The sequence below is a fragment of the Micromonospora sp. NPDC048170 genome, assembly GCF_040652795.1.
In the GTDB taxonomy this organism is placed as follows: Bacteria; Actinomycetota; Actinomycetes; order Mycobacteriales; family Micromonosporaceae; genus Micromonospora.
In genome coordinates this window covers 64645-87646 of record NZ_JBEZMR010000003.1, presented here as the reverse complement: position 1 = coordinate 87646, position 23002 = coordinate 64645, and the positions used below count along the sequence as shown (strand labels likewise).

Genomic DNA, 23002 nt, shown 5'->3' with positions numbered 1-23002 from the left:
GGGCACCCGGTCGCCGGGCTCGCCCTCGTGGCACCATGTTGCGCCATGGATCATCAGGGGCAGCTTCGTCGTGCAGCGCTCACGTTGGGCATCCCGGACGACGAGGTCAGCCGGTTCATCCAGCACCTCCGTTTGTCGATCCGGTTGAGCGGAGGATCCAGCGGTGTTCCGGTCGGGCAGTTCGGTGGGTTGCCCCGGCTGCCGGCGGGCATGGACTGGCCGTCCGACGGGGTCAGTCCGTTGCCGTTCATCTTCTCGGTCGACTGTGCGGCGCTGCCAAGGATCGACGGCCTCGGCCTGCCGGCAGACGGCTCGTTGCTGTTCTTTCTCGACCACGAGCAGGCCGCTGCCATCGGGGAACGGAGGTACGGGCGAGTCGTGTATGTGCCGGCTGGTACCGATACCGAGGTGGCGGCAGGATCCACCGACTACGCGTTCGCCGGCAAGCAGTACGACGTCGGCGCCACGCTGCGCGCGGAGTTCCCCGGTTGGTTCGGGGCGGACAAGGACGACGAGGACGAGGACGACCTGTCGCCCTTCCAGCAGCAGTTGGCCCGTGACCTCGAGCGTGACCTGCCGCACCTTGACGAACTCTGTGCTCTGGCCAACGATCTCTGGCCGCCTGACAACGGGTACGCCAGCGCCTATATCGGCGGGTACGCCGACGAGGAGGTAATCAAGAGTATTGCGGAGCAGACCCTCGCGTGGCGCGAGAAGACCGGCGAGATCGTCATCCCGGTCGCGAAGTGGTATTCCCATGTGGAGAAGGAGACGCACCGGCTGGCGATTGAGTGGGTGTCGCTCGCCCGCTTTCCCATAGACAACGAGTTCTATTACCGGAGCGACGGGAGTTTCGTGATCCGTCACGACGACCTGGCCGCTGGTCGGCTGGACGAGGCGCTTTCCGTGGCCGAGTTGATCCCATAGAACACCGGCGGCGCCGGAGACGGCCACGATCTGCGTTGCCGGCGATGCCGACGCCAGATGCTGGGCATCCGATGAGCGGACGCATTGAGGTTGCGGGTGCTGATGCTCCGCCGTCCACGAACGCGCCCCGGTCGTAGCGCCTCCAGCCGGTAGGGTCGCGGGGTGACGCCGAGCGCCGGTCCCGACCGTCCGCCGGAGCAGTGGCGGTGGACGTGGGAGCATCCGATCGGCCCGCGCTGGCTGCTCCTTGGCGACGTCGGCTTCGAGGGCTCTTACGAGGACGACATCCCGCTGGCGCTGTGCGCGGAGATCCAAGGACTGTTCGTCGACCTGCCGCCCCGGCCGCGGGAGCGGTTCACGCTCGTCGGCTGCACCCCGGACGGCGCGCTTGCCGACCCGCTCGATCGGCTGCCCGCCGAGGCACTCGGCACCGAACGAGCCTGGCTGGGTGACATCTCGATAGTGGCGCCTCCGTCACCGCCAGACACGCCGCCGTCCTGGTGGGGCGAGGACCTCGGCGACGTCGTCGTGCTCGCTCACCGGCCGAACACCACGATGCCGGAAGCCGTGGACATCGATCTCGACGGGTTCGTCCACGTCTACGACCGCACGGACGCGGTGGTACGTCCCGGCGACGTCAACGAGTTCGTCCTTCTGGGCCGAGACGAGGTGCGCTACGGCACGTGTCGAGACGTCACCGGCGTGTTCCGCGAGCAATCCGCACCGCCGGTGCCGCAGGTCCGGCTGCTCGGTTGCCGACCGGAAACTCCATTGCTGACCGCGCTCGGCGCGGTCGGGCAATCGACCAAGGCCGCCCAGCGTCGCCGCCGGATCCGCGCCGAGGTGTACCAGGCGACCGCAGATGGTTCGGTCAGCCAGGTGATCGGCGCCGTGGTGTCCGGAACGGTCGATGCACGCGAGCCGTCGCGGCTCGGTGCTGGACTCGTCGACGTGACCGTCGACAGCGACCCGCGGGAACCGCTGCCGCTGGGGATCCTCGGCATCCTGGAGCACTGGTACACCCGACGGCCCGCCGAGAAGAATTTGTGGGCCGGCTACGACCGGGAGCTGCGCCACCACTGGGCCGGAGTGGCGCTCGCCCACCGGTCCGATTCGGCCGACCGGCCGGCCGGCACCACGTACGACCTCGACGGCCGGTTCGTGACCGACATCGAAGGGTTCTACTGCGCGATCGGCGAGGCGATCAACGGCCCGGGCGGATACTTCGGCTGGAACCTTGATGCGCTCGACGACTGTCTCGGCGGGAGGTTCGGCGCGCGGGCACCGTTTCGGCTGGTGTGGCACGACTCGGCCGTCGCCCGCGAGCGCCTCGTCGCCGGCTACGACCGGCGTCGGCTGGGTCCGGCGATCACCTTGGAGTACCTGCTGGACATGCTCGCGGCGCACCATGTCGAGATCGACTTACGCTGAGCCGTGAGCCGACGCCGACTACGACTACGTCAGCCGGTCGAACCCGACGAAGGACCGGAATCAGACGGTGTAGGCGGCGGGTCCACCGATCCTCCATGATCGGGTGCGCGCTCATGCCGCCGTCCGTGCGCGGCAGCCAGCCTGGAGTCGTCACACTCCATGGCGGGCGACACCCCGAGCCTGCAACACCCGGAACTGCCGATGAGCGCGCATGTGATCATGGTCCTCGGAGAACGTTGCTATCGGTCACCAGGGCCAGTCGTCCTCCAACTCGCCAGCCTCTTCCCCGGGCCAGACGGCGAATGCCTGCCCCGCCGACTCGTCGAACACCAACTGAGGGCCTGCAGACGATGCCAAGGCACATACCGCTCTCAACACCGCGGCGGGATTCGGCTTTCGAAAGGCCACTGTCTCCACTGCCGCGTCCGCCGGGACAGCCGGCAGGCTATTTGTCTCGCCGGTCGAGTACACGCTGACCTCACCGAGGTCCAGCCCTCTGGTGCTCGCGCAGGTACCCGGACTCGGGCACTCCGGTAGCCGCGAGCCTGCGCCTTCACCGACGACCTCGAACCAGTTCGTCCCGTGGCAGCCCGCCGCCCGGAAAGCGTCCAGCACCTCGGCGACCGAGGGCAGGGGCAGCGCCTGTGGACCCTGTGCTGGTATGCCTCGCGTAAACTCGGCCGACGCAATCCAGTCGGACATGCCGTCCCGGTAAATACCGTCCAGCGGCACCACGAAAAGCGACCAGCTCACCGCCGCAGTGTCGCATCCGTGGACCGCCTCGGCGAAGTTCAGCCGTACTCTTCCGATGAGAGTGCGTTGCTTGATCGACAGCCTCGCGATCAGAGCAGCTCGCCGGCGCATCGTTCATGATCGCCACAGCCGTAGCAGGTGTATCGCATGCAGCCGGTGCAGACCCCGAGGTTCTCCAGTCGGTACCAGTCATGACATGTGGAACAGACCTCGCGCCTGTTGAGCATGGCGTTCCAGCCGACGGACCCGCCATTGGCTTCGTGCGAGGCGGCGACGAACTCGGCCAGCTCGGCATCGTACGCGGGAGCCGTCGGGTCGCCGATCTTGTAGTTCAAGCTCCAGCAGTACACCGCGAAAAACGCCCTGCCGGTGACCAGGAAAGCACGACCGCGTCCGTCCCGGACCCAGGCATCGCGGAGATGCCGGACGCGTTCCTGGAAAGGCCGCGAGCCGTCCAACATCATGCGGTCGCCAGTCATCCTGGCATTATGCGGGCAGGGTCAAGCGGTCATCGCAACGGCGCTGGTAGCTGGGAGACCTGCACCTGGGCGCCGTCGGTGCGCCGTTGGTGATCAGGGCTCGTAGCTTTGGGGACTACTTCGGTGCCGGGTTGGCCCCAGCGGGCTCCGGTGAGGTCCATCCTCTCCTTGATCAGGTATCGGCAGGCTCCATCAATGACGTCGGTGGCGATCGGCCAGGGCGTGGTGGTAGCGCGGGTAGCGGGCCTTGTTGAGCAAGTAGGTGACGCAGTCGTGTGGATGGGCCATGCCGAGCTACTCAGCGAGCTCGGCATGGCCCGGTTCGCGCTGATCCACGACCGCATGGAGTCCACCCGCAAGGCGTACAGGTCAAAGGTGCGGCCAGGCCCGGGACTGGCCCGGATCGAAATAGTCGTGAGCCAGGCCAGGGCGGCCTGTCATTCAGTCGCATCCGTCAGCGTGGGCGATCTGGTCGTCGTTTCAGGATGTGCCGAACCAGCCGGAGAGCGCTTCGCGCAGCGCGGGCGCGGCGGTGTCGGCGGGTTCATCGAGGGTCGCGGCCCAGGCGATGTGGCCGCCCGGCCGGATCAGGAGCGCGTCGGCCGGTCGATCGTCGGTCTCGGCAGTGTGGAGGTCGACGCGAGGCGCGACCCGCACGCCGTCAACAACACACGCACTTCGCTACTCCCCATTTCCGTGGATTCTGCGTACCCGAACTCCACCGCGCCATCGGCATCCGGCGGACCGAGGAACCCGATACCGCCAATGACCGGCCCGGTCCGCCTGTCGACGATCTGCAGTACGCAGAGAAGCCGAGCCGGCCCGATCATCACGCCGTTGCTTCTCCGGCCAGGCCGTTGTCGGCAAGCCATTGCGGGTCCGGCGCCACCCCCTGCAGCACCTCGATCAGCAGCCCGTCGGGGCCTGCCACCTGGAACCGACGCTGACCCCACGGCTCGGTTACCAGCGACATGACCACTTCCAGACCCGCCGCACGGAGCCGTTCGAACTCGGCGTCCACGTCGGCGACCAGGAACGCCAGCAGCGTGCCAACCACTGCTTTGCCTCGGGTCGCCTGCGGCCACGACTCGTGATCCCGCTGCACGAAGTCCAGGCTCACGTTCGCCTGATCTGGGTGTTGCGTGTTCGCATACCAACCCAAGTCGACACCGACCTTGAACCCGAAGTGCTCGGCGAACCACGCCGCGCTCGTGGCCGGGCTTTCTGCCGCGACCGCCATCCCGATCAGCTTGACCTGCATTACTGCCTCTCTCCCAGGGACGACTCGTCCCTACCTGTCGATGTGGCGCAATCCTGGGCGTGCGGGTGGCGACATGCCACCACACCCTCCATCGGCACGCATCGTGCCGATCGACGTCCAATGTTGCATGCAGCCCGCGACACTGTCAACGGCACGCTGTGTGCCGATAGGATCGGCAACATGACCGACACGCCTGCCACGCCACGGCGCCGAGGCGCTGCGCGCACTGAAGAACTGCTACGTGTAACCCTCGATCTGGCCACGGAGGTCGGTTACGCGGGCCTGAGCATTGAGGCGGTAGCCAGACGGGCCGGGGTCGGAAAGCACACGATCTACCGACGCTGGCCGTCCATCGCGGCGCTGCTGCTCGACGCGCTCAGCCTTGTGTGGACCAGCGATCTGGACTACCACAACGCCGGGGACGTCCGCGCGGATTTGCGCGAACAGTTCCTACGCTCAAGCCTAGCCCTATCCAGCCCGCCGATCGGCCCCGTCTATCGCGGAGTCATCGCCGAGGCGCAGGCCGATTCCACGCTGCGGGCGACCCTGCACGAACGATTCCTGGTCACCGTCGAGCAGAGCACCCTCGACCGGATCACCCGCGCTCAGCGCACCGGTGAGCTCACCGCAGAAGCGAACCTGGAATTCGCCGCCGAGGTGCTGTGCGGCACTCTCTACTACCGCTGGCTGCTGTCAACCCGCCCTATCGACGAGAACGCGGTCGACGGACTGCTGGACATGTTCATGGCCGCGTACGGCACATCAACGAGTACTCAAGCGCAAACCTTGCACGCCGCTTCTCGTGAAACACTGCAGGTGAGATGCGGAAACAGTACCCGCCCCGCCAACTAGGCTAAAGGACGTCCCTGTCGTGGAGCGCAGCCGGCCGACGGGTGGCGATGCGCGACCGTGTCGTTGACAATGCGCAGGTCCATCCGACGGCTTGCCGGCAGCCATCGGATGTCGTCGCCGCTAGTCACCGGGCCGGGTCTCGGGCGGCGAAGGCGCGAGTGCCGCGCTGAAGCGGGCCGCGACCGTGGCTACGGCGGCATGTAGTTCGGGGCCTTCTTCCACAGAGAAGTCGAAGGGGACGGCGGCCAGCCACTCCTGGGCGTACATCGCCGGGTTTCGGGTGCTGCCGACCAGCACGCACCGGTCGCCGTCCGGCTCGAGGCGGCCCATCGGTGGCCGGATCCACGGTGCCACCTTCTCCCACGGCGCGTGGAACAGCACGCGGGTGCGGTACTTCCAGCCTGCGCCGAGACTTTCCTCGAGTGCGGCAACCGGATCCAGGCCGTCGGGCGGTGTGAAGCCGTGTGGCATCTGCCGCACGGCTCGAAGACGGTCGATACGGTACGTGCGGATCGCGTCCGCGCGGTACGAGTGGCACAGCAGGTACCAGCGCCCGTACCGCACCACGACCGCCCACGGGTCGACCTCGGCGTCCCACTCCTCGCCGCTCTCGCCTCGATAGGTGACCAGGACACGGCGCCGGTCGGCGACGGCGGCGACGAGGGCGCTTGTGGTGGTGGGGTCAGGGCGGGCCGAACGTCGGTCAGGGGTGGCCGAGGCGTACGCCCGCAGCGCCGCCGCCTGCCGTCCGATGCTGTCGGGGAGAGCCCGGATGACCTTGCTGAGTGCCGAGCCGATCAGGTCGTCGGCGTCGATCGCGGCCGGCTGCCCGTCGAGTACGGCCATGACCAGGCCGAGCGCCTGCTCCTGGGTGAAGACGACCGGCGGTAGCCGGGTGCCGCGGCCCAGCCGGTAGCCGCCGTACGGCCCGCGGACCGATTCGACCGTGATGCCGGCCTCGCGAAGGATCCCGACGTAGCGTCGCGCGGCCCGCTCTGTCACGCCCAGGAGGGAGGCGAGCTGGTCGGCAGTGACGCCGGGACGTGCCTGCAGGATCTCGAGCGCGCGCAGGGCCCTGGCGGTGGGACTCGGACCGGTTCGCACAGCGCAGAGCGTAACGGAAGTGGAACGTCCGGAATCGCCTCTAGGTTGATGCCATGACTACAGAACAGATCGTGCTCGTGGGTGGCCTGTGGCTCGAGGGGTCGGTGTGGACCAGGGTCGCGTGCGAGCTGGAAAGGCAGGGCCGCGTTGCGGTGCCGGTGGCCCTGCCCGGGCAGGGCGACGGGAACATGGCGGCGACGCTGACCGACCAACTGACCGCGGTGCTCGCCGCCGTGGACGCGGGTCCCGGCAGGTCGGTGGTGGTGGGGCACTCGGCAGCCTGCACCCTGGCCTGGATGGCGGCCGATGCGCGGCCCGGGCGCGTGGCCAAGGTCGTGCTGATCGGCGGGTTCCCCTCGGGCGACGGGCAGCCGTACGCCGACTTCTTCGAGATCAGCGACGGTGTCATGCCGTTCCCCGGCTGGCGACCGTTCGACGGGGCGGACGCGGCCGACCTGGACGAGCAGGCCCGGCAGGCCTTCGCGGCGGCGGCGATCCCGGTTCCCGAGGGCGTGGCCAGGGGCGTCGTACGGCTGACAGACGAGCGGCGATTCGACGTCCCGGTCGTGATGGTGTGCCCGGAGTTCACGCCTGCCGAGGCGCAGGAGTGGATCGCTGCGGGAGACGTACCCGAGCTGGGCCGGGCCAAGCACATCGACCTGGTCGACATCGACTCCGGACACTGGCCGATGCTGACACGGCCGACAGAGCTGGCGCGGATCCTCGCCGCGGTCTAGCGGGGCCCGGGACAGCACGTGCGGCGTCGTGGCCTGCTGCCGGCTCTTCCGAGCAGGCTCATGCGTTGTCGAGCACGAACGCCCGCATGAGTTCGGCGCACTCCGCCGCGTGCGTCTCCAACAGGAAGTGGCCGCCGTCGTAGATGTGCGCGTCCATGCGTTCGAGGACGCGGTGGTAGGCGAGGACCTCGTCGACGTCGAAGTACGCGTCGTGCCGTCCCCACAGCACGAGCGCTGGCGGCTGGTGAGCGCGGTGGTATTCGGCGAGCTCACCGAAGCGGGCGACGTGGTTGGCGTAGTCGGTGAACAGCGCGAACTGTGCAGCGATGTTGCCGGGTCGGCTCATGCGCTCCCAGTCGAGGTGCCACGACTCGGGAGCGTGCAGGGTGCGTAGGTGTTCGGGCAGCCCGGCCAGGTACTGGTCACGGGTACCGGCGAAGTTCAACCAGTCTGGCAGTTCGGCGCGCTTCTCGTCGGTCGGGTCGGCCCAGTAGGCCCTGGCACTGTCCCACTGCTCGCCGAGGCCGTCCTCGTGCGCGTTGCCACTCTGGACGATGAGGCCGCGGATGCGAGTCGGGGCGCGGGTGGCGAGGTGATATCCCACTGGCGCCCCGAAGTCGTGCAGATAGACGAAGAAGCGCTCGACGTCGAGCTGGTCGAGGAGGTTCCCGATCGTCCGCGAGAGGTTTTCGAACGTGTAGCCGTAGGTGTCGACGGTCGGCGACGAAGACATCCCGAAGCCGGGCAGATCGGGCGCGATCACGTGCGCGACGTCGGCGAGTGTGGGCATGACCTCGCGGAACGTGTGCGACGAGCTGGGAAAGCCGTGCAGCAGCAGTACCGCCGGCTGGCCGGGGCGCCCGGCCTCGCGGAAGAACACTTCCAGCCCGTCGACGTCGGTCCGTCGATGGCGGACCTTCTGGATGGCCTGCATCATGCCCTCCTCCTGGCTTCCCTGGCGAGTGTCAGCCGCTGGTACCGGCTCCGGGATCGATGAGTGCGGTGTCGGTGATCACCGTCGCGATCCGGCGATTGCGGTGAGGATCAGATGTACGCGGGTCCCCGGCGGGAGCGCCGCCGCGTACCTCTTTCACCAGCCCATCGTGCCGGATCCGAACCGACGTCGTCCGCTGACCTCGACATCCGTATCCGGAGCTGCCGCTAGCCCGTGTTTCAGATGTCAGAGTCGGCATGAGCAGCGTGCTTCGCGCCTGCGGCCAGGAGTAGGCCGGCCGCCTGTGAATGATCGCCGCGTAGCGCCCAATCCAGTGGTGAGGAGCCGGTTCCTTGGTCTTCGCGCAGGTTCGGGTCTGCGCCGTGGACGAGGAGTAGGTGTACGACGGTGTTGTGTCCCCAGGCCACGGCAGCGCAGAGCGGCGTTCCCTCCATGTCCCCTCCGCTTTCGGAGTCGGGTACCGCGCCGGCTGCCAGAAGTATCCGCACGAGTTCAGCCGAGCCGTTGACGGATGCCTGATACAGCGGAGTGGTGCGGTCACGGTCGGGAAGGTTGGGGTCCGCACCGGCGCGAAGGAGAAAGCTCACGGCTGCGGCGTCTTCGCGTCGCACTGCCTCCATCAGTCGCTTCGTGCGCTTCTTCCTCTGCCGCAGGTTCACGATGCCCAGCGTAGGTAGGGCGCCCAGGCACCGCAATCAACGACCGAACACCGCACCACCATCGCTCGCACCCCCACAGCCGCTCGGACGGACTCCAGCAGGCCTTCCTCATTTGCCGCGATCCGATCGCTACGGGGCGTGACGGCTTATCGTCGGCGGCTCGGCCAATGCCTCTGATCGCCCGTCACAATTGCGGACGCACGGCTGAGGGCGAGCGATGGCCCGATCGCAAAGGGCCGCCAGGCTCAGTCGAGCAACCAGCCGTGTAGCTGCGTGCCGTACGGAGTCAGGGCGAGCACCGCCAGGGCGGACCACACTCCCGTGCTGACAACGAGCCAGCCGAACGCCTTCCGGTCGCCGACCCACCAGGTTCGGATAAGGGCTGCCACCCCGAGGACCAAGGTCACGAAAGCGAGCGGGTAGACGAACATCGCCAGCACCCGACCGAGCTCGAACACCCAGAGCAGCGGGTTCCACGCCGAGTCCGGGCCGACCGGCGGAAGTGAATCCTTCGGGTCGCCCAACCGATCCACCCTCGGGTCCAGCACAGCCGGGAGATCCCTGACGTGCAGTGCGGCTACGAGCAGCACACCGAAGCTGCCGATCAAATACATCGTCAGCAACAGCAACTGCGCCGACACCACTACACGACCGCCGAACGAGGCGGCCGCGACCCGATCCTGTCGACTCATCGGCGCAACGTACACGCTCGACATCGACCTCGAAAGCCCACGCCCGGCAGACTCAGTGCACCCGTGAGAGCACGCCCGGCATCGGCGGTCATCCGCTTCTGCCGCCGAGCGAACGCGCTGGCTAGGCGTCCTCCTCGTCAAACGGCTCGTCACTCCACCGCCACCACGCCTCGTTGCCATCGATGTGAAGAAGGAACTCTGGAACCTCCTGGCCCTCCGGGTACCGAAGCGTCACCGCGTTTCGGACTGCCTCGTACGCGCGCTCCCAGGACTCGACATCCTCATCGATACCATCGAGCAGCCGCAGTTCCTCGGCGAAGAGCGGCCGGACCTCAGCGAGCCCCTCCCTCGGGTTGACACGAGCGTTCAGCCACGGAAAGTCGCCGCCGGTCACCACGAGATCAGCAAGTACCCCGCCGTCGTCGCGCCGGTGCAGCGTCCAAGCGCCGCCGTGATGATCGCTCACGATGACGACATTACGTAGCGACTGCAGGGGATTCCCTGCCGACCCGTACCCGGCTTCGGCTTCGCCACTGGTCGCACCTCGGCCATGGTCAGATGCACGCTTCTGCCGCGTACGGCGCTGCGCGGAGCGTGATGCCCTCGGATGCTGCAGTGCTCACCCGGCGTTCGCCAGGTTCTCGGAACGGCGGGATAAGACAGGGCCGTGAAGGTCTGCTGGAGTGCCTCGCTCATCCACCACGTCGTACGAAGCCTGCCACCGAGGCCGGCAGTTCGTCCTGCGGCATGCCCTCGTAGCCAGGACGGGCGAAATCAAACAAGAGCACGACGCGGTCGCTGGAGCCGTAGTTCCACGCCTCATGCGTGACGGTGTCGTCGAAGACGAAGGTCTTACCTTCGCGCCACTGCCGGGTCTCGTCGCCCACTCGCAGTGCGCAGTCCTCCGGCACGACCAGCCCGAGATGCGCACGGTAAACGGTCGTAACCCACCCCTGATGTGGCTTGATATGGGTGCCAGGAGCCATCCGAGAAAACCCAGCGGTCGTCAGGTGAGGAACCTTCGTCAACGCGGAGGCAGTGTTCGGGCAAGCTTCGAGCGCCTCCTCAATCCGTTCCTCGAAGGCGACAAGCCCGTACACGCTCCAGCCCTGGCCGTACATCTCGCGTTGCACCCACGGCTGATAGGTCTCCCGCGGCAGAGCAAGGCACTCATCCCGGATGGCCTCCCACCGTGCCCGAAGATTGGCCAGGAAGGGAAACTGCCGCTGATCCACGAACATGAGAGACCATGATGCACCAACGACGGATAATGCGGGCTACGGCGCCGCCTCGTGACGATCGTGGCCCTCGTACGCACCTCCAGCGGTAGAGCACGCACGCTCATGCCGCCGACCGCGCGTCACCGATCGCAGCCGCCGTCCAAAGGGGCGGCGCGCGGTCGTAGCCGATGTCAGTGCATGGACGGCGGGAGCGGAGACGGAGCGACATACCACCACGTCGGTGACTGGCCCCACCGTTACATATGGTCAGTGTTCCCGCCGGCGGATTTTGATGTTGTCGAGGTCGGTCAACACCGAGTCGAGGTTGCGGTAATCGGCACCGAGTCCCCGAACGGCGGCTGCGGCGAGCGCTTCCGCCCTGCCGATCACGACTGCTTCCTTGTCCTCCTCGGCGGCCGGGATCATGCAGCGGAAGGTGAACGCGAGGAGGGATCGCTCGTAGGTCACGGTGCCTTCCTCGGTGAACTTTGCCCGGAACACGACGTGTTCGTCAGCCTTGGCGAGCAGGTTGGCCCGCTGCTCGTCATCGAGTGGCGCGAACTTGCCGCGCACGATGACCTGATATGCCTTGCCGGCCATAAGTGGGGACCTCCGGATCTGGCTGAGTGTCGCGACATCGGCGGTCGGCGGGCTGACACGGCAGGCAGGACGGCGGGCAAATCATCGTTGCCATGCCGCTGGCCGATCAGAACGCCGCCGACGACCCTATCGGGAGAGTTCAGGAACGGCAGGGCATTTCGCAGAGGGTCGGCCGACGTGCTCTGCCAACGGCAGACCACGTCCTGCATCACCGCTTTCACCAGCCCATCGTGCCGGACCCGAACCGATGCCGGCCGCTGACCTCGACATCCGCATCCGGATCTGCCACCGGCCGGAGCGTCACGGTGCGTCACCGGCGGTCGGTAAGTGAACACCTGCTCCGGCCGACGATGGGATACCGGAGGCGTTACGCCCAGGGTGGAGTGAATCGGCCCACGTAGTCGCGAGCACGGGAGAGCGGGTCCTGCCAATACTGGTTCGGCATGCGGGAGTGGTGCGTCTCGCAGAACTCAGCAAGGCTATCCACGATCTTGACGCGCTCCAGCGGGCGGCCTTCGAAGTCAGTATTCACCGCCAGCAATTGCGACTCCGAATTCCAGCCCGAGTGATCGAACGCCCAGCCATCCCAGACCGCGTAGGCATGGAAGACCTGCCAGTCGCCTGCCGCCCGCACTCCTGCTATCTCGATCGGCCGGTCCAGGTAGGAATCCCGACAGACCCAGGCCAGGATGTGACACGCTCCGGCAGCGAAGAATGCCTGGTCCGTCCGTTCCCAGGCGATGCGCTGATCTGATCGCTCGATCGCCGTCCGACGAAATGCTCCCGCTGCTTCGGCCGCCACAGCCCGGATGTTAGCGGACTGCCCGCCCCGTCGCGCATGCCGCTGATCGCGCGGTCATGCCGAATCGGGTGCGGTCAGTGTGTTTGGGACGCCCAGGCCGGCTGCCGGGGCTCGTCGTTGTGCACGATGATGTCGACGTGATCGGTCGGGCGGACCGTAGCGAAGTAGAGCTGTTGGGAGGGGATGTAACGCTCGCGCCAGCGCCGTTCGACCTCGGCCCGAGATGACACCCGGCGCTCTCGGATCACGGCACGATCAACGGTCTTCTCGAGCGCGGTCGACACGAAGATGCGCAGGTCCCACCGGTCAATCAGTTCCGGGCGCATGAGGAAGACGCCGTCGAAGACCAGCACGGCGTCGGCGGGGGCAGTCGTGACCGGCGGGGACAGCACGGTGTCCGCCGTGTGGTCGTAGACCGCGTGTTGGAAGCGTCGATCTCCGCCCGGGCCGAGCGGATCGAGCAGCACCCGGTTCAGGGCGTCGTGGTCGTGGGTGTCGAAGTAGCAGCCTTCGGCCGAGTATTCGCCGCGCGGGTAGCGCTGTGCACTGGGGAAGAGGAAATCGTCGATTGTCGCGCGGATGACGTCGTGGCCCTGTGTGCGCAGGACGGCGGCCAGCTCGTCGGCGAGCGTCGTCTTGCCTGCGGCGGGCGGTCCGTCGATGGCAACCCGCGTCGGGTGGGTGACTGTGACGGACCCGACTGCCTCAGCCAGGCGGCCTAGCATCTCGTCGCGGGTGCCTTGGTCCACGTCCTGCCCCTCCTACCCGCTCGGCCGACACCTGCGGGAACCCCGATGACCGTTTCCTGGGCCCGCCTTCGTTCTGAAAATCTGGGCCGAACCGCGCTCAGTTGATCCTCAGCCATGACCGAACAATTATCAGCCGTCTCGCGTCACGGGAGATCGCCCTCCAGCCCCAGGGCGAGGCACGATCCTCCTCTGCCGCAGACGACGTGGGGCGTCCGGCGACGCGACCGTCACCGTGAGAGCGAAGTGTCGCTCAGGAGCATCTTGAAGGCGGGCCCCGGCCGTGAAGGCCGCCAGCCGGCGATCAGCGCCTGATGGATGCCTACGGTCACCGTCCCGGGCAACACTGGCCGGCTCGGCAATCCGAGCCAGTTGCCGGGATGGGCGCAGGGCAGCGATACGACCAACAGCGCCCCTGGCTGCTCCGCCTGCTCGACAACGAAGCTCAGCGGTGACCAGCCATTGCCTTGGCAGTAGGTCGGTCTGCGCCGAACTGCCCAGCGGAAGGTGATGCCTTCCACGGTGATCCGCCGGGAACCCTTGGTAGCAAGCGTCATCCGTGCCCTCTCGCTCTCGACCACCACGCAGACGAGCACCGTGATCCCGGCGTCGCCGCCCCCGATCATGGTCCGCTTCGTGCGCGGTCTCCAGCCCTTTTCATCCTGCCCAGTGGCCAATCGGCTGGGCGTGTGCCGGTCACGCGTTCGTGGGCGGCGAGGAGTTCGCCCGCGCAGGAGCAGTCCGGTGCCGATCGAGCGCTCCGAGTGGTTCAGCGGGGGTGTGTGGGTGCGGTTGTCGGTGGGGTCGGGCGGGGGCCTCTGGTCAGGGGCCAGAGTTTCGGTCCGTTGGGTAGGTTCAGTGGCAGGGCGGCGCGGTATCCCTGCGTGCGGAGCAGGTCCCGAGCCGCCTCGGTGGTGACGACGGTGTAGGTCGGCCATCCGGTGCTGTCGACGGCTTGGTGGTGTCGGCGCAGGAGTTCGCTGGCGAGGCCGTGTCGTTGGTAGGCGGGGTGTACGGCGAGCCAGGACAGCCAGTGGTGTGGCGCCCATGACCGGTAGCTGTCGATGGCCGAGTTCAGCACCGACAGGCGGCGGGCTGCGGTGCCGGCGAAGGTCGTCAGGTGGTGCTCCCCCAGCGGCCAGCGCTCGGCGTGCGGGTCGTGGCGTCGCCATACCGCGACCGCGGAGAGGTTCAGGGTCACGTCGACGGTGCCGGTCTCGATGGCGTGGTCGACGTCGACGGCGAGTAGGCGGTGCAGGACGGTGACCCGCTCGGTGGGGTCGGGCACCAGCCATCGGGCGACGGGGTCACCGTCGAGTGCGCCGGCCAGCAGCACGGTGATCGCGGCGACGTCCTCAGGCCTTGCCCGACGGACGGACGTGCCCAGGGCGGGTGTGCTCACAGTGGACGCCTGAACGGTAGGAGGTCGGAGGGGAATGGTGCGGGGGTGCCGTCGGTCGGTTGGCCGCGCCACATCCGCCAGATCAGCGGCCCGTCGGTGGGCAGGTGGATCGGTGAGCCCTGGCGGTAGCCGAGGCGCTGGTACAGGTCGCGGTTGCGGCTGTTGCTGGCCTCCAGATACGCCGCCCGACCGGCCTCATCCAGCGTCTGGTGGGCGTGGGTGAGCAGTGCCGTTCCGACGCCTCGACCCTGGCGGTGGGGGTCGACGGCCGCGTAGGCGAGGTAGTCGTGCGGCGGGTGTGGGTGGTGTGTTTCGAAGATGGCGTCGAGCAGCAGGAACTTCGGCGCATACCTGCCGGTGGCCTTCTCGACCTCGTAGTAGTGGTCGGTTGACGCCAGCAGTGGAACCTCGTCGCGGGTGTACCAGATCGCCACCGCCGACAGGTCGCTGGTGGTGTCGACGCGGCCGTGCTGGAGCCCGTGGTGCAGGACGAGCGTGAAGTATCGGAAGTACACCGTGCGGCGCTCGTGTGGGTCGGGGACGAGCCAGTCGGCGACGGGCCCGTCGAGGAACGCCTCGGCCAGCACGGTGATGAGCGGGCCGGCGTCGTCGGCGGTGGCCCGGCGGACAGTCAGGGCACTGTTCGATCGCATGGTCACTCCTGGTCAGACCGGCTGGCGGGTGTGGTCGGGGGTGCGTAGCGGGGCGGTGGTGCTGTCCGCGCCGAGGCCGATCGCGGCGAACACGTCGGGACGGGTGGCGCGCAGGATCACCGCCCACACCGTGCCGAGAACGGCGGCGATGCCGTAAGCGGCGGGCAACCACCAGCGCAGTGGCGATGTTGCGGGGACTCCGAGGAGGGTGTCGAACTCCTGAACGGTGACCACGAGGATCGCGAACAACGCACCCGTGGCCGCCAGCGGCGCGATGACGGTACGCCACGGGCCGTCACCGTGCGGGGTACGGGCGAAGAACCCGACCACCGCAGCCGACGTGACCGTCATCAGGATCAGTACGCCGAGCCCGCCGGTGACGGTGACCCAGAAGAACAGATGCACGATCGGATCAGCGCCAGCCACCGCATAACCCACGAGGACGGCTACCGCGATGACGCTCTGCACGAGCGATCCGGCCTTCGGGGCACCGGTACGGCGGCTCGTGCGACCCAACCAGCCGGGCAGGACCCGCTCCCGGCCGAGCGCGAACAGGTAGCGGGCGACCGTGTGGTGAAACGCGAGCAGGGCGGCGAAGAGACTGGTGATGAACAGAACCCGCCCGACGGTCACCACGCTGGCGCCCAGGTGCGGGGACACCAGGTTGAAGATGAGGTCGGTACCGTCCGTGCGGGCGGCGTCCACGATGTTGTCGGGGCCGGTGGCGACGGACATCGCCCACGCCGACAACCCGTACAACAGGCCGATGATCGCCACGGCGATGTAGGTGGCTCGCGGCACGGTGCGGCGTGGATCCTTCGTCTCCTCACTGAACACGACGGTGCCTTCGAAACCGACGAACCCGGTGATCGCGGTGACCAACGCCGCCCCGATGCCGGCGGCGAAGATGTGCGACGGTGCGAGCGTGTCGAAACTGACCCCGCCGGCGGCCGGGTTGCTGACCATGACGACGTCGAAGACGACCGCGACCGCGCACTCGGCGACCAGCACCACCGCCAGCACCTTGCCGTTGAGATCGATACGCAGCAGCCCGAGAACCGTCACCGCAGCCCACGCGGCCAGGGCACACAACCACCACGTGGTGTTCCAGCCGTAGCGGTCCTCAAGGAACTGGGCCAGGACCGCGCCGAAGCCGCCGTAGAGACCGACCTGCATCGCGTTGTACGCCAACAACGCCACGAACGCCGTGCCGACACCCGCCGGCTTGCCGAGGCCGTGCGCGACGTAGGTGTAGAACGCACCGGCGTTGACGATGCGCCGCGACATCGCCACATAGCCGACAGCGAACAGGGCCAGGATCGCGGCGACGACGAGATAGGACACGGGGATGCCGACGACGCCGGTGACGGCGTACCCGGTGGTGGCACCCCCGGCGACGACGGTGAGTGGCGCTGCCGCCGCGATCACGAAGAACACCACGGACGGGATCCCCAGCCGGCCGCGTGCCAGCACAGCCGAGACGGTGTCGGGTTTCGAACTACGCATCAGGTTCTCTCTCGCAGAGGGGGAAACGGGGGGTGGACCACACGTCAGGTGCGGTGGCTCAGGACACTGCCGCCGATGGCGCTGCCGAGTTCGGCGAGCAGGTCACGTACCGGTGGCGGGGCCTGCGCGACCACCTGACGCAGGTGGGTACGCACGGCCAACGACGCGCCGTCGAGCAGCGCTGTGTCCAACTGGGTGTGCAGGACCAGGCCCGCGAGCACCACGTCGAAGGCGTTGAGACGGCGGGTGAAACGCAGGTCGACCGACAGCCGCGCCCACGACGACGCGGCAACGTTCATGTCGGTCGGCACGTGGATGGTGCGTTGACGCCACAGCCGGCCGACCTGCTGCGGCGCAAGCAGCCCGACCTGCCACATGCGGTCGGTCACCTGCTCGCCGACGGTGGCCGCCAGGAACGCCAGCCACGTGCGGGTGTCGGTGTGCTGCGGCTGCGCGGTCAGCCGGTCGAGGACGAGGTGTTGCAGCCAGTCCTGCGGCGGCCAGGCGTTGCGCACCTCGATCCGCCCACCGTTGAACGTGATCCGCCCTTCGGCGTACAGCTCGGCGAGCAACGCGGCGGCCAGGCCGTGGTTCAGCGCGGACCCGAACAGGCGCGGCCGGCCGGTCTGGTCGTCGTGCGCCATGAACCAGAACTCGTTGGCGATCAGCGCGGGTCGGGCGGGCACGCTGCCCACCACCCGCCCGGGACGCTGCGGCCCGGCGGGCCGAACGTCGACGGACCAGGCAGCGTCATCGGCTGCGCCGGGGGGTGTGTGCACGGCGGCGGGCCTTCCTGGGTCAGTTGTTCTCGGGGCGGGCGGGGGTTGCCGTCGGGTTGCGGCGGGCGTGTTGGATGAGCTCCTGCCGGGCCCAGGCGTTCTGCTCGCAACTGCCGTCCGGCTTGCAGTGGAAACAGGTGCCGCCGTCGGCGTGCTGCCGGGCCGTCATCCGCGCGGATTCGAGCCTCACCGCAAGGCCGCAGCCCGTGTCGTTACGGCTCATGCCGGACACTCCCGTAACGACGCAGCACGGCCAACCGCACGCGCAGCTCCACACACGGCACGTGCTCATCGACGTGCGGGTAGGCGCAGCCGGGGCGATGACCGGCCACCCACGCCCACTCGTCGCTGTCGTCGTCGTGCAGGCCGGTGACGACGACCTCGACCCGGCTGCCGGGCACCAGGCCACGGCCCTCGGACCAGTCGTCGCCGTCAAGCGTCAGCAGGACGCCCGGCCCGACCTCCGGAACCGGCGCGGTCGCGCTCACGTCGACCGCCCCTTCGGGCGGCCCGGAAACAACCGCCGCCAGGAAGCCGGCTTCGTCGGGGTCGCGACCCGATCGGCCGCCGCCCAGAAGTCACGGTTCCGCCGGGCAAGGTCATCGACCCCCTGACCAGCCGTACGACCCGGCCCGGCGACATTGCAGCCACCACGCTCGCCGTACAGCGTGGCCGCGCCCTCGCAGTCGAGGCCGAAAGGGCTGTAAGGCTCGCCGTCGCGGACGGAAACGAACCACTTGCGCCGCATCGGCGCCACCTCCTCAAACGGGGGTACGCGGCCGGGCCCTCCCCGACACCGACCACGCACCCGGCCGACGGGTGCAGGGGCCGCCCCGAACGGGGAACCGGACGGACCCCTGCACCCAGCTCATGTGCGGGACTGCTCCCGCAGGTATCGGGTCACTCGGGCAGCCGATTCCTCGGCGGTCTCGACGAGAGTCCGCAACGGCGAGTTCGCCGGGCGACGCCGCTCACTCGGTCTGCCGGCCTGGTTCAGTCCGGCGGGGAGAATGCGCATTTGCCCAGAAGCCCGGCTGACGCGTTCCGTCTCCCGGGTTATGTCGGCTCGACTGACCATCTCTGACTCCTTGGTGATCGTCGCCGTGGTGATAGCCGTATCGCGCTAGATCCTCTTGCGATCTTCATCGCGTCCTTCCAAGATGACCCGCGTTCGTTGGGCAGAGAATCTGTCGATCAGAGATTGCCGCACCAGGAAGCGAGGCCTGCCTTAGAAGGGTCACTCGCGCCAACCACCCTGGTCAATGCCAGGAATGCGGACAGAGGGAGGTGTCCGCATCTGAAGGCGCCGTCGCCCTGAGACGTGTGTCTCCCTTGACGGGACGGGGTCGGGACTTGACCGGAGAAGGAGCGGAAGTTCCGTGGCGTACAGTCGACCTTGTGCGTGGATCGTTCGCGCTGGCTCACGACACGGGCCCGTGGCCCAGCGGATGGTTGCCGGAGGCGGTAGACGAAGACCATCGTCGCCCGCGTAGCGCAGGCAGGTCCAGGAGGATTCTGTGAAGAGAGCGGCCGGCATCGCCGCTATTTCGGCAGCGGACGCTGTTCGGGCGTCTGTCGGTTATGACCAACTTCGCATCTACGAGGGATCGCTTTACTGGCTGGAGACCCGCCCCGATACTGGCGGAGGCACAACGCTGGTGCGGTGGCAACCAGGCGAAGGCCCAGCGGACGTCAGCCCCGGAAACTTCAACATCGTGAGCGATGTTCATGCCTACGGTGGAGGATCATTTGCCATCGCCGACGGAGCATTGTGGTGCGTTGGCAAAGGTGGCTTGTACCGACAGGCCAACGGCGACGACAAACTGGAACTGATCAGTTCATCGGCCGTTGGAGACCTGTTCGTCGGTACCGGTGAACTGCTAGCTGTACGGGAGTCGGAGCAGGGCGACGAACTTGTGGCGATGCCGCTCACGGATTCGCCGCAGATACGGACTCTTGCCCGATCGCACGGTTTCTTCGGTGCGCCGCGTCCGGGTCCAGGATTCCTGGCGTGGTCGCACTGGGATGAACGCGAGATGCCCTGGGATGCCTGCGAAGTGTGGGTGGCGTCCTACGAGCCTGGTGAGCGCATCGAGGATCCCGTACGAGTCGCCGGGGGAACAGACGAGTCGGCGGTAGAGCCACGGTGGGGACCTGACGGTGCGCTCTACTTCATGTCGGACCGTAGTGGCTGGTGGAACCTCTACCGCTGGGATGGAAACGAAGTCGAGGCGATAGCCCCTGTCGCGGGCGAGTGTGTGGCGGAGCCCTGGGAACTGGGTTACGCGTCGTACGACTTCCTCGACGATGGACGAATTCTGATGGTGGTGCAGGATGGGCCGCGGCACCGTCTGATCCTCGTCGATTCTTCGGGGAGTGATGGGATGCTAGCTGTCGACCTTCCGTACACGTCGATCAAGCCCTACGTGGCGGCACACAGTAAAACGGTCGCGCTGATTGCAGCATCATCGACAGCGGCACCACAGGTCGCTCTGGTACACCTGGCAACGGACAAGCCCCAGGTGGAGGTGCTGGCCCGGTCGGAACACCCCGGCCTTGCCAAGACGGCGGTGTCGACGCCGATGGAGCTGGGTGTTCGGGTCGCAGATGGCCGCGAAGTGGTGGCCCTGGTGTATCCACCGACAGGTTCGGAACCGAATTGGCGGGCTCCTGTGATAGTCCGTGCACATCCTGGCCCAACGGCCTCCTGCCTGTTACGCCTCGACTGGCAGGCGCAGTTCTTTACCAGCCGAGGGTTCGCCGTCGTGGATGTCGACTATCTCGGCAGCACCGGGTACGGGCGCGCGTTCCGCGAATCCTTGTACGGCCGATGGGGCGTGGATGATGTCAACGACTGCAGAGCGGTGGCCGAGCACCTCCTGGCTGTAGGACGAACGACGCCGGGTCAGGTCTTCATCCGCGGTGCCAGCGCAGGCGGATACACGGCCCTTCATGCCGTAGCTCAGGACGGCCCGTTCGCTGCCGCCACGGCCATCTCAGCGATCGTGGATCCTGACCGATGGGCGAAAACAGTGCCCAGATTTCAACGCGCCCACGCCCTACGTCTGCGAAGCGGAGCGGGGCGAGTCCCCGCTGATGCCATCCGACAGGCGGTGTTGTTGATCCACGGCACCGACGACGCTGTGGCCGTCGTCGACGACGTTCGGGAACTCGCCGCGGAGTTGAAGGGCTATGGCGTACCGCAGGAGCTCCTACTGCTGGACGGCGTCGGTCACTACATTGCCACGTCTGCCCGCGCCGATACGGCATTGGAGGCTGAGCTGGCTCACTACCGCTCATCAATGGCGTCAGCGGCAGGAGGCTGAGGGGCTACACCGCCGCCAGCGGTAGTCGATGCCGCACGTACTCGCCGAATTCGCGGACCTCCGGCTCGCCACGGTAGGGATCGAGGTCGATTTGAACATCGACGATGCGCTGCAGGCAGCGGTAGGAGGCGGTTTTGGCAGCGTGGTCGACCGCCTCGCGGGCAGTGGCACACGCCTCATCGATATGACCGGCGGCAGCAAGCGACGATGCCAGCAGCGCGGTGTCGATGGCGAGTCGGCGAACGTGTGAGGGACTCAGCGCAACGAGAGCGTCGTCAAGATATCTCTGCGTCTGCGACGGCTGGCCAAGATCGTGGAAGCAGTGAGCCAGTTCGTCGGCGAGGTATGCCCAGGTGAAGTAATGAATCCATTTCGGTTCGTCTCCTGGTCGGCTACGGGCGAGTTGCTTCTCTGTAACGGCGAGGTGGGTCAGACAGTCGGCCTCATCTCCGAGACGGGCGTATGCGCGCGCCACCACGGCGTGGAGTGCCGCCCGTACGGCTGGGGTAGCCTGGGCCTCACATCCTGTCACCGCTGTAAGCGCCATCCGCAGTCCGGTTTCAGGATGGTTGCAGTGCAACGCCAAGTGGCCGACGTTGACGGCGAGCAGGTAGCCGCCGTAGCTACAGTCGTCGGCGGCCTGCGCCAGTTGCAGGGCACGCAGGTAGCGGCGCTGGGCGAGACCGTGTGCGCCCGTGTCGACCGCCTGATAGCCGCAGAGCTCGAAGAAGCCCGCCGCGAGGGTGTACAGACGCCTGCCTATTGACTCTGACACGGCTGTTTTCGCCAGCAGGCGATTGAGTTCTCCCTCGATGAATCGCTGCACCTGCGCATGAACTTTGCCGGCGCCGTGGGTGTGGTCCAACTGCCGGAACATCGTCAAGGCGGTCTCTGCGGATACAAGATCGTCCTCGGAGACTCCGCTCGCCGCGCTCAACCGACTGAGCGTGGTGAGGCCGGAAACACGGCGAGCATTCAGCCAGTCCAGTGCCGCACGGTCAAGGACGCCCGGTTGGAAAGGAACTCGTTTGACCATTTCACCGCGCTCGGCGATCCCTGACTGAGATGGTGGCAGCGCGGAGGCGATGACGGCGGCCGAGTCGCCCAGGGAGGTAGAAGCAGCCGCGCTCCGCCCAGGGCCTCGTTTCGTCTCGAGCAGCGGCAGCAGCCGCATCAGAGCCCCGCCAGTCGCGAGCGCCGTGTCGCAGGCTTGGACGAGCTGGCGGGATGGGAATCGATCAGCGGTCTCCACCCGTCGCACGAGGTCGGCGCTGAAGCAGATCATCGAGCCCAACCGTGCCTGTGAGAGGTTTGCCTGCTCCCGGAAGCGCCGCAATTCTGCGCCGAAGAAGTGGCGCTCCGAAGCTGACGGTTTGAGCGTCCGGGGAGTCTGGCCCATGGCACTGCCTTCCTCAGGGTGGTTCCACGATCGGTATCCCGCAGCGTAGTCACGGCTTACATAGGGTTACTCGCCGTTCAGCTCGTTGCAACCAACGGGACGAAGATGCTCGTGTAGCTATCGGACAGACCCCGGGTTCGTGCGTGCCTTGGCATGCGGACAAGTGCTTCGTCCGCATGCCCGGCCTCCGCTTCGTCGCCTCCGGCACGAAGGCTAAGAGGAGCGATGCAACCCGGTGGGCCTGGCCAGGGAAGTCACCGAGCTGTTGTCCCGCGAGATGGCAGCCGTCCTCAAATGCAGGACATCTAATACCCAATGGACCTGGCCAACGAGGTCCGTGAGCTTCTGCCGCACGTCAGCGAGTAGAGGGCCGTTGCGTCCAGATCACCCCCGCGTGCGCGGGGAACAGTCCAGCATGGACATCTCGCTCCGTACTACGGAGGGATCACCCCCGCGTGCGCGGGGAACAGCGGGACGAGTTCGCCCGGACCGCGTCGAATGGGGGATCACCCCCGCGTGCGCGAGGAACAGGTCTCGCCCGCCTCGAGCAGCACCGCCGCCACGGGATCACCCCCGCGTGCGCGGGGAACAGGAGGAGTACGGACACCCCGACCCCTGGGGAGAGGGATCACCCCCGCGTGCGCGGGAAACAGGTGTCGACCCCCTCCACCTGGCAGCGCCGGTAGGGATCACCCCGCGTGCGCGGGGAACAGCCATCG

The 23002-nt window shown here is 67.4% G+C and carries 27 protein-coding genes and 1 CRISPR repeat array (1 of these 28 cut by a window edge); of the genes, 5 read left to right on the top strand and 22 right to left on the bottom strand.

Going from position 1 to position 23002, the window contains the following annotated elements:
* Positions 1-45 precede the first annotated feature (45 nt).
* Together AB0D32_RS06970 and AB0D32_RS06965 are read left to right on the top strand one after the other, a co-directional pair.
* Positions 46-927, top strand: a complete 882-nt coding sequence (locus AB0D32_RS06970; protein WP_357085878.1) for a DUF1963 domain-containing protein — start codon at positions 46-48, stop codon at positions 925-927.
* Positions 928-1089: 162 nt separating this feature from the next.
* Positions 1090-2358 carry a barstar family protein gene (locus AB0D32_RS06965; protein WP_357085876.1) on the top strand — a complete coding sequence of 423 codons (1269 nt, stop codon included), beginning with the start codon at positions 1090-1092 and terminating at the stop codon, positions 2356-2358.
* Positions 2359-2604: 246 nt separating this feature from the next.
* Here AB0D32_RS06965 and AB0D32_RS06960 read toward each other — a convergent pair whose 3' ends face one another.
* The 4 genes from AB0D32_RS06960 to AB0D32_RS06945 form a co-directional block, all read right to left on the bottom strand.
* Positions 2605-3111, bottom strand: a complete 507-nt coding sequence (locus AB0D32_RS06960; protein WP_357085874.1) for a hypothetical protein — start codon at positions 3109-3111, stop codon at positions 2605-2607.
* 89 nt (positions 3112-3200) lie between these two features.
* Positions 3201-3590, bottom strand: coding sequence for a hypothetical protein (locus tag AB0D32_RS06955; protein ID WP_357085872.1), 390 nt, complete (start codon positions 3588-3590; stop codon positions 3201-3203).
* A 480-nt stretch (positions 3591-4070) separates the two neighbouring features.
* Entirely contained in the window at positions 4071-4247 is a 177-nt protein-coding gene (locus AB0D32_RS06950; RefSeq protein ID WP_357085870.1) for a hypothetical protein, read from the bottom strand.
* Between the two features lie 172 nt (positions 4248-4419).
* Positions 4420-4851, bottom strand: a complete 432-nt coding sequence (locus AB0D32_RS06945) for a VOC family protein (RefSeq protein ID WP_357085868.1) — start codon at positions 4849-4851, stop codon at positions 4420-4422.
* Positions 4852-5031: 180 nt separating this feature from the next.
* On the opposite strand from AB0D32_RS06945, the gene AB0D32_RS06940 reads away from it, so the two are divergent.
* Positions 5032-5703 carry a TetR/AcrR family transcriptional regulator gene (locus AB0D32_RS06940; protein ID WP_357085865.1) on the top strand — a complete coding sequence of 224 codons (672 nt, stop codon included), beginning with the start codon at positions 5032-5034 and terminating at the stop codon, positions 5701-5703.
* Between the two features lie 120 nt (positions 5704-5823).
* Here AB0D32_RS06940 and AB0D32_RS06935 read toward each other — a convergent pair whose 3' ends face one another.
* Positions 5824-6807 (bottom strand): WYL domain-containing protein, encoded by a 984-nt coding sequence (locus AB0D32_RS06935; RefSeq protein WP_357085863.1) that lies wholly within the window; start codon positions 6805-6807, stop codon positions 5824-5826.
* Positions 6808-6860: 53 nt separating this feature from the next.
* Here AB0D32_RS06935 and AB0D32_RS06930 point away from each other — a divergent pair, with 53 nt between their 5' ends.
* Positions 6861-7544: an alpha/beta hydrolase gene (locus AB0D32_RS06930; protein ID WP_357085861.1), complete on the top strand. Its 684-nt coding sequence runs from the start codon at positions 6861-6863 to the stop codon at positions 7542-7544.
* A 58-nt stretch (positions 7545-7602) separates the two neighbouring features.
* Here the strand turns inward: AB0D32_RS06930 and AB0D32_RS06925 are convergent, their stop codons facing one another.
* From AB0D32_RS06925 to AB0D32_RS06850, 16 genes are all read right to left on the bottom strand, one after another.
* Entirely contained in the window at positions 7603-8481 is an 879-nt protein-coding gene (locus tag AB0D32_RS06925) for an alpha/beta hydrolase (protein ID WP_357085859.1), read from the bottom strand.
* 236 nt (positions 8482-8717) lie between these two features.
* Entirely contained in the window at positions 8718-9158 is a 441-nt protein-coding gene (locus AB0D32_RS06920) for an ankyrin repeat domain-containing protein (RefSeq protein ID WP_357085857.1), read from the bottom strand.
* Positions 9159-9403: 245 nt separating this feature from the next.
* A complete protein-coding gene (locus AB0D32_RS06915) occupies positions 9404-9850 on the bottom strand; it encodes a hypothetical protein (RefSeq protein ID WP_357085855.1) in 447 nt (148 codons plus the stop codon).
* A 121-nt stretch (positions 9851-9971) separates the two neighbouring features.
* On the bottom strand, positions 9972-10316 hold the full coding sequence (locus AB0D32_RS06910) for a hypothetical protein (protein ID WP_357085853.1): 345 nt from the start codon (positions 10314-10316) through the stop codon (positions 9972-9974).
* Between the two features lie 226 nt (positions 10317-10542).
* Positions 10543-11091, bottom strand: coding sequence for an aspartyl/asparaginyl beta-hydroxylase domain-containing protein (locus AB0D32_RS06905; RefSeq protein WP_357085851.1), 549 nt, complete (start codon positions 11089-11091; stop codon positions 10543-10545).
* A gap of 246 nt (positions 11092-11337) precedes the next feature.
* The gene (locus tag AB0D32_RS06900; RefSeq protein ID WP_357085848.1) at positions 11338-11670 is read right to left on the bottom strand and encodes a DUF6204 family protein; all 333 of its coding nucleotides are present in this window, start codon (positions 11668-11670) and stop codon (positions 11338-11340) included.
* A gap of 367 nt (positions 11671-12037) precedes the next feature.
* Entirely contained in the window at positions 12038-12472 is a 435-nt protein-coding gene (locus tag AB0D32_RS06895; RefSeq protein WP_357085846.1) for a hypothetical protein, read from the bottom strand.
* 74 nt (positions 12473-12546) lie between these two features.
* Positions 12547-13221, bottom strand: coding sequence for a cytidylate kinase family protein (locus AB0D32_RS06890; protein ID WP_357085843.1), 675 nt, complete (start codon positions 13219-13221; stop codon positions 12547-12549).
* Positions 13222-13448: 227 nt separating this feature from the next.
* On the bottom strand, positions 13449-13844 hold the full coding sequence (locus AB0D32_RS06885; protein WP_357085841.1) for a hypothetical protein: 396 nt from the start codon (positions 13842-13844) through the stop codon (positions 13449-13451).
* A gap of 143 nt (positions 13845-13987) precedes the next feature.
* Positions 13988-14620, bottom strand: coding sequence for a GNAT family N-acetyltransferase (locus AB0D32_RS06880; protein WP_357085839.1), 633 nt, complete (start codon positions 14618-14620; stop codon positions 13988-13990).
* The gene (locus AB0D32_RS06875; RefSeq protein ID WP_357085837.1) at positions 14617-15273 is read right to left on the bottom strand and encodes a GNAT family N-acetyltransferase; all 657 of its coding nucleotides are present in this window, start codon (positions 15271-15273) and stop codon (positions 14617-14619) included. The genes AB0D32_RS06880 and AB0D32_RS06875 overlap by 4 nt, the downstream gene beginning before the upstream one ends.
* Before the next feature lie 12 nt (positions 15274-15285).
* Positions 15286-16779 (bottom strand): APC family permease, encoded by a 1494-nt coding sequence (locus AB0D32_RS06870; RefSeq protein WP_357085835.1) that lies wholly within the window; start codon positions 16777-16779, stop codon positions 15286-15288.
* 44 nt (positions 16780-16823) lie between these two features.
* Positions 16824-17465 carry a GPP34 family phosphoprotein gene (locus AB0D32_RS06865; protein ID WP_357085833.1) on the bottom strand — a complete coding sequence of 214 codons (642 nt, stop codon included), beginning with the start codon at positions 17463-17465 and terminating at the stop codon, positions 16824-16826.
* A 112-nt stretch (positions 17466-17577) separates the two neighbouring features.
* The gene (locus tag AB0D32_RS06860; protein WP_357085831.1) at positions 17578-17781 is read right to left on the bottom strand and encodes a hypothetical protein; all 204 of its coding nucleotides are present in this window, start codon (positions 17779-17781) and stop codon (positions 17578-17580) included.
* Entirely contained in the window at positions 17771-18046 is a 276-nt protein-coding gene (locus tag AB0D32_RS06855; RefSeq protein ID WP_357085829.1) for a hypothetical protein, read from the bottom strand. Before AB0D32_RS06855 ends, AB0D32_RS06860 begins: the two co-directional genes overlap by 11 nt.
* Positions 18043-18306: a hypothetical protein gene (locus tag AB0D32_RS06850; RefSeq protein ID WP_357085827.1), complete on the bottom strand. Its 264-nt coding sequence runs from the start codon at positions 18304-18306 to the stop codon at positions 18043-18045. Before AB0D32_RS06850 ends, AB0D32_RS06855 begins: the two co-directional genes overlap by 4 nt.
* 769 nt (positions 18307-19075) lie before the next feature.
* Here AB0D32_RS06850 and AB0D32_RS06845 point away from each other — a divergent pair.
* Complete coding sequence (locus AB0D32_RS06845) at positions 19076-20884, top strand: prolyl oligopeptidase family serine peptidase (RefSeq protein WP_357085825.1); 1809 nt, start codon at positions 19076-19078, stop codon at positions 20882-20884.
* 4 nt (positions 20885-20888) lie between these two features.
* On the opposite strand, the gene AB0D32_RS06840 is transcribed toward AB0D32_RS06845, so the two are convergent.
* Positions 20889-22283: a helix-turn-helix transcriptional regulator gene (locus tag AB0D32_RS06840; RefSeq protein ID WP_357085822.1), complete on the bottom strand. Its 1395-nt coding sequence runs from the start codon at positions 22281-22283 to the stop codon at positions 20889-20891.
* A 381-nt stretch (positions 22284-22664) separates the two neighbouring features.
* A CRISPR array of direct repeats spans positions 22665-23002; the repeat unit is 28 nt; unit sequence GGATCACCCCCGCGTGCGCGGGGAACAG; it runs 2678 nt beyond the window's last position.

Bases quoted from the DNA above. Each gene is read 5' to 3' on its own strand.
- AB0D32_RS06970 (WP_357085878.1), top strand. From the start codon at position 46: ATGGATCATCAGGGGCAGCTTCGTCGTGCAGCGCTCACGTTGGGCATC.
- AB0D32_RS06955 (WP_357085872.1), bottom strand. From the start codon at position 3,590: ATGACTGGCGACCGCATGATGTTGGACGGCTCGCGGCCTTTCCAGGAA.
- AB0D32_RS06945 (WP_357085868.1), bottom strand. From the start codon at position 4,851: ATGCAGGTCAAGCTGATCGGGATGGCGGTCGCGGCAGAAAGCCCGGCC.
- AB0D32_RS06940 (WP_357085865.1), top strand. From the start codon at position 5,032: ATGACCGACACGCCTGCCACGCCACGGCGCCGAGGCGCTGCGCGCACT.
- AB0D32_RS06930 (WP_357085861.1), top strand. From the start codon at position 6,861: ATGACTACAGAACAGATCGTGCTCGTGGGTGGCCTGTGGCTCGAGGGG.
- AB0D32_RS06925 (WP_357085859.1), bottom strand. From the start codon at position 8,481: ATGATGCAGGCCATCCAGAAGGTCCGCCATCGACGGACCGACGTCGAC.
- AB0D32_RS06915 (WP_357085855.1), bottom strand. From the start codon at position 9,850: ATGAGTCGACAGGATCGGGTCGCGGCCGCCTCGTTCGGCGGTCGTGTA.
- AB0D32_RS06905 (WP_357085851.1), bottom strand. From the start codon at position 11,091: ATGTTCGTGGATCAGCGGCAGTTTCCCTTCCTGGCCAATCTTCGGGCA.
- AB0D32_RS06900 (WP_357085848.1), bottom strand. From the start codon at position 11,670: ATGGCCGGCAAGGCATATCAGGTCATCGTGCGCGGCAAGTTCGCGCCA.
- AB0D32_RS06885 (WP_357085841.1), bottom strand. From the start codon at position 13,844: ATGATCGGGGGCGGCGACGCCGGGATCACGGTGCTCGTCTGCGTGGTG.
- AB0D32_RS06875 (WP_357085837.1), bottom strand. From the start codon at position 15,273: ATGCGATCGAACAGTGCCCTGACTGTCCGCCGGGCCACCGCCGACGAC.
- AB0D32_RS06870 (WP_357085835.1), bottom strand. From the start codon at position 16,779: ATGCGTAGTTCGAAACCCGACACCGTCTCGGCTGTGCTGGCACGCGGC.
- AB0D32_RS06860 (WP_357085831.1), bottom strand. From the start codon at position 17,781: ATGAGCCGTAACGACACGGGCTGCGGCCTTGCGGTGAGGCTCGAATCC.
- AB0D32_RS06850 (WP_357085827.1), bottom strand. From the start codon at position 18,306: ATGCGGCGCAAGTGGTTCGTTTCCGTCCGCGACGGCGAGCCTTACAGC.
- AB0D32_RS06840 (WP_357085822.1), bottom strand. From the start codon at position 22,283: ATGGGCCAGACTCCCCGGACGCTCAAACCGTCAGCTTCGGAGCGCCAC.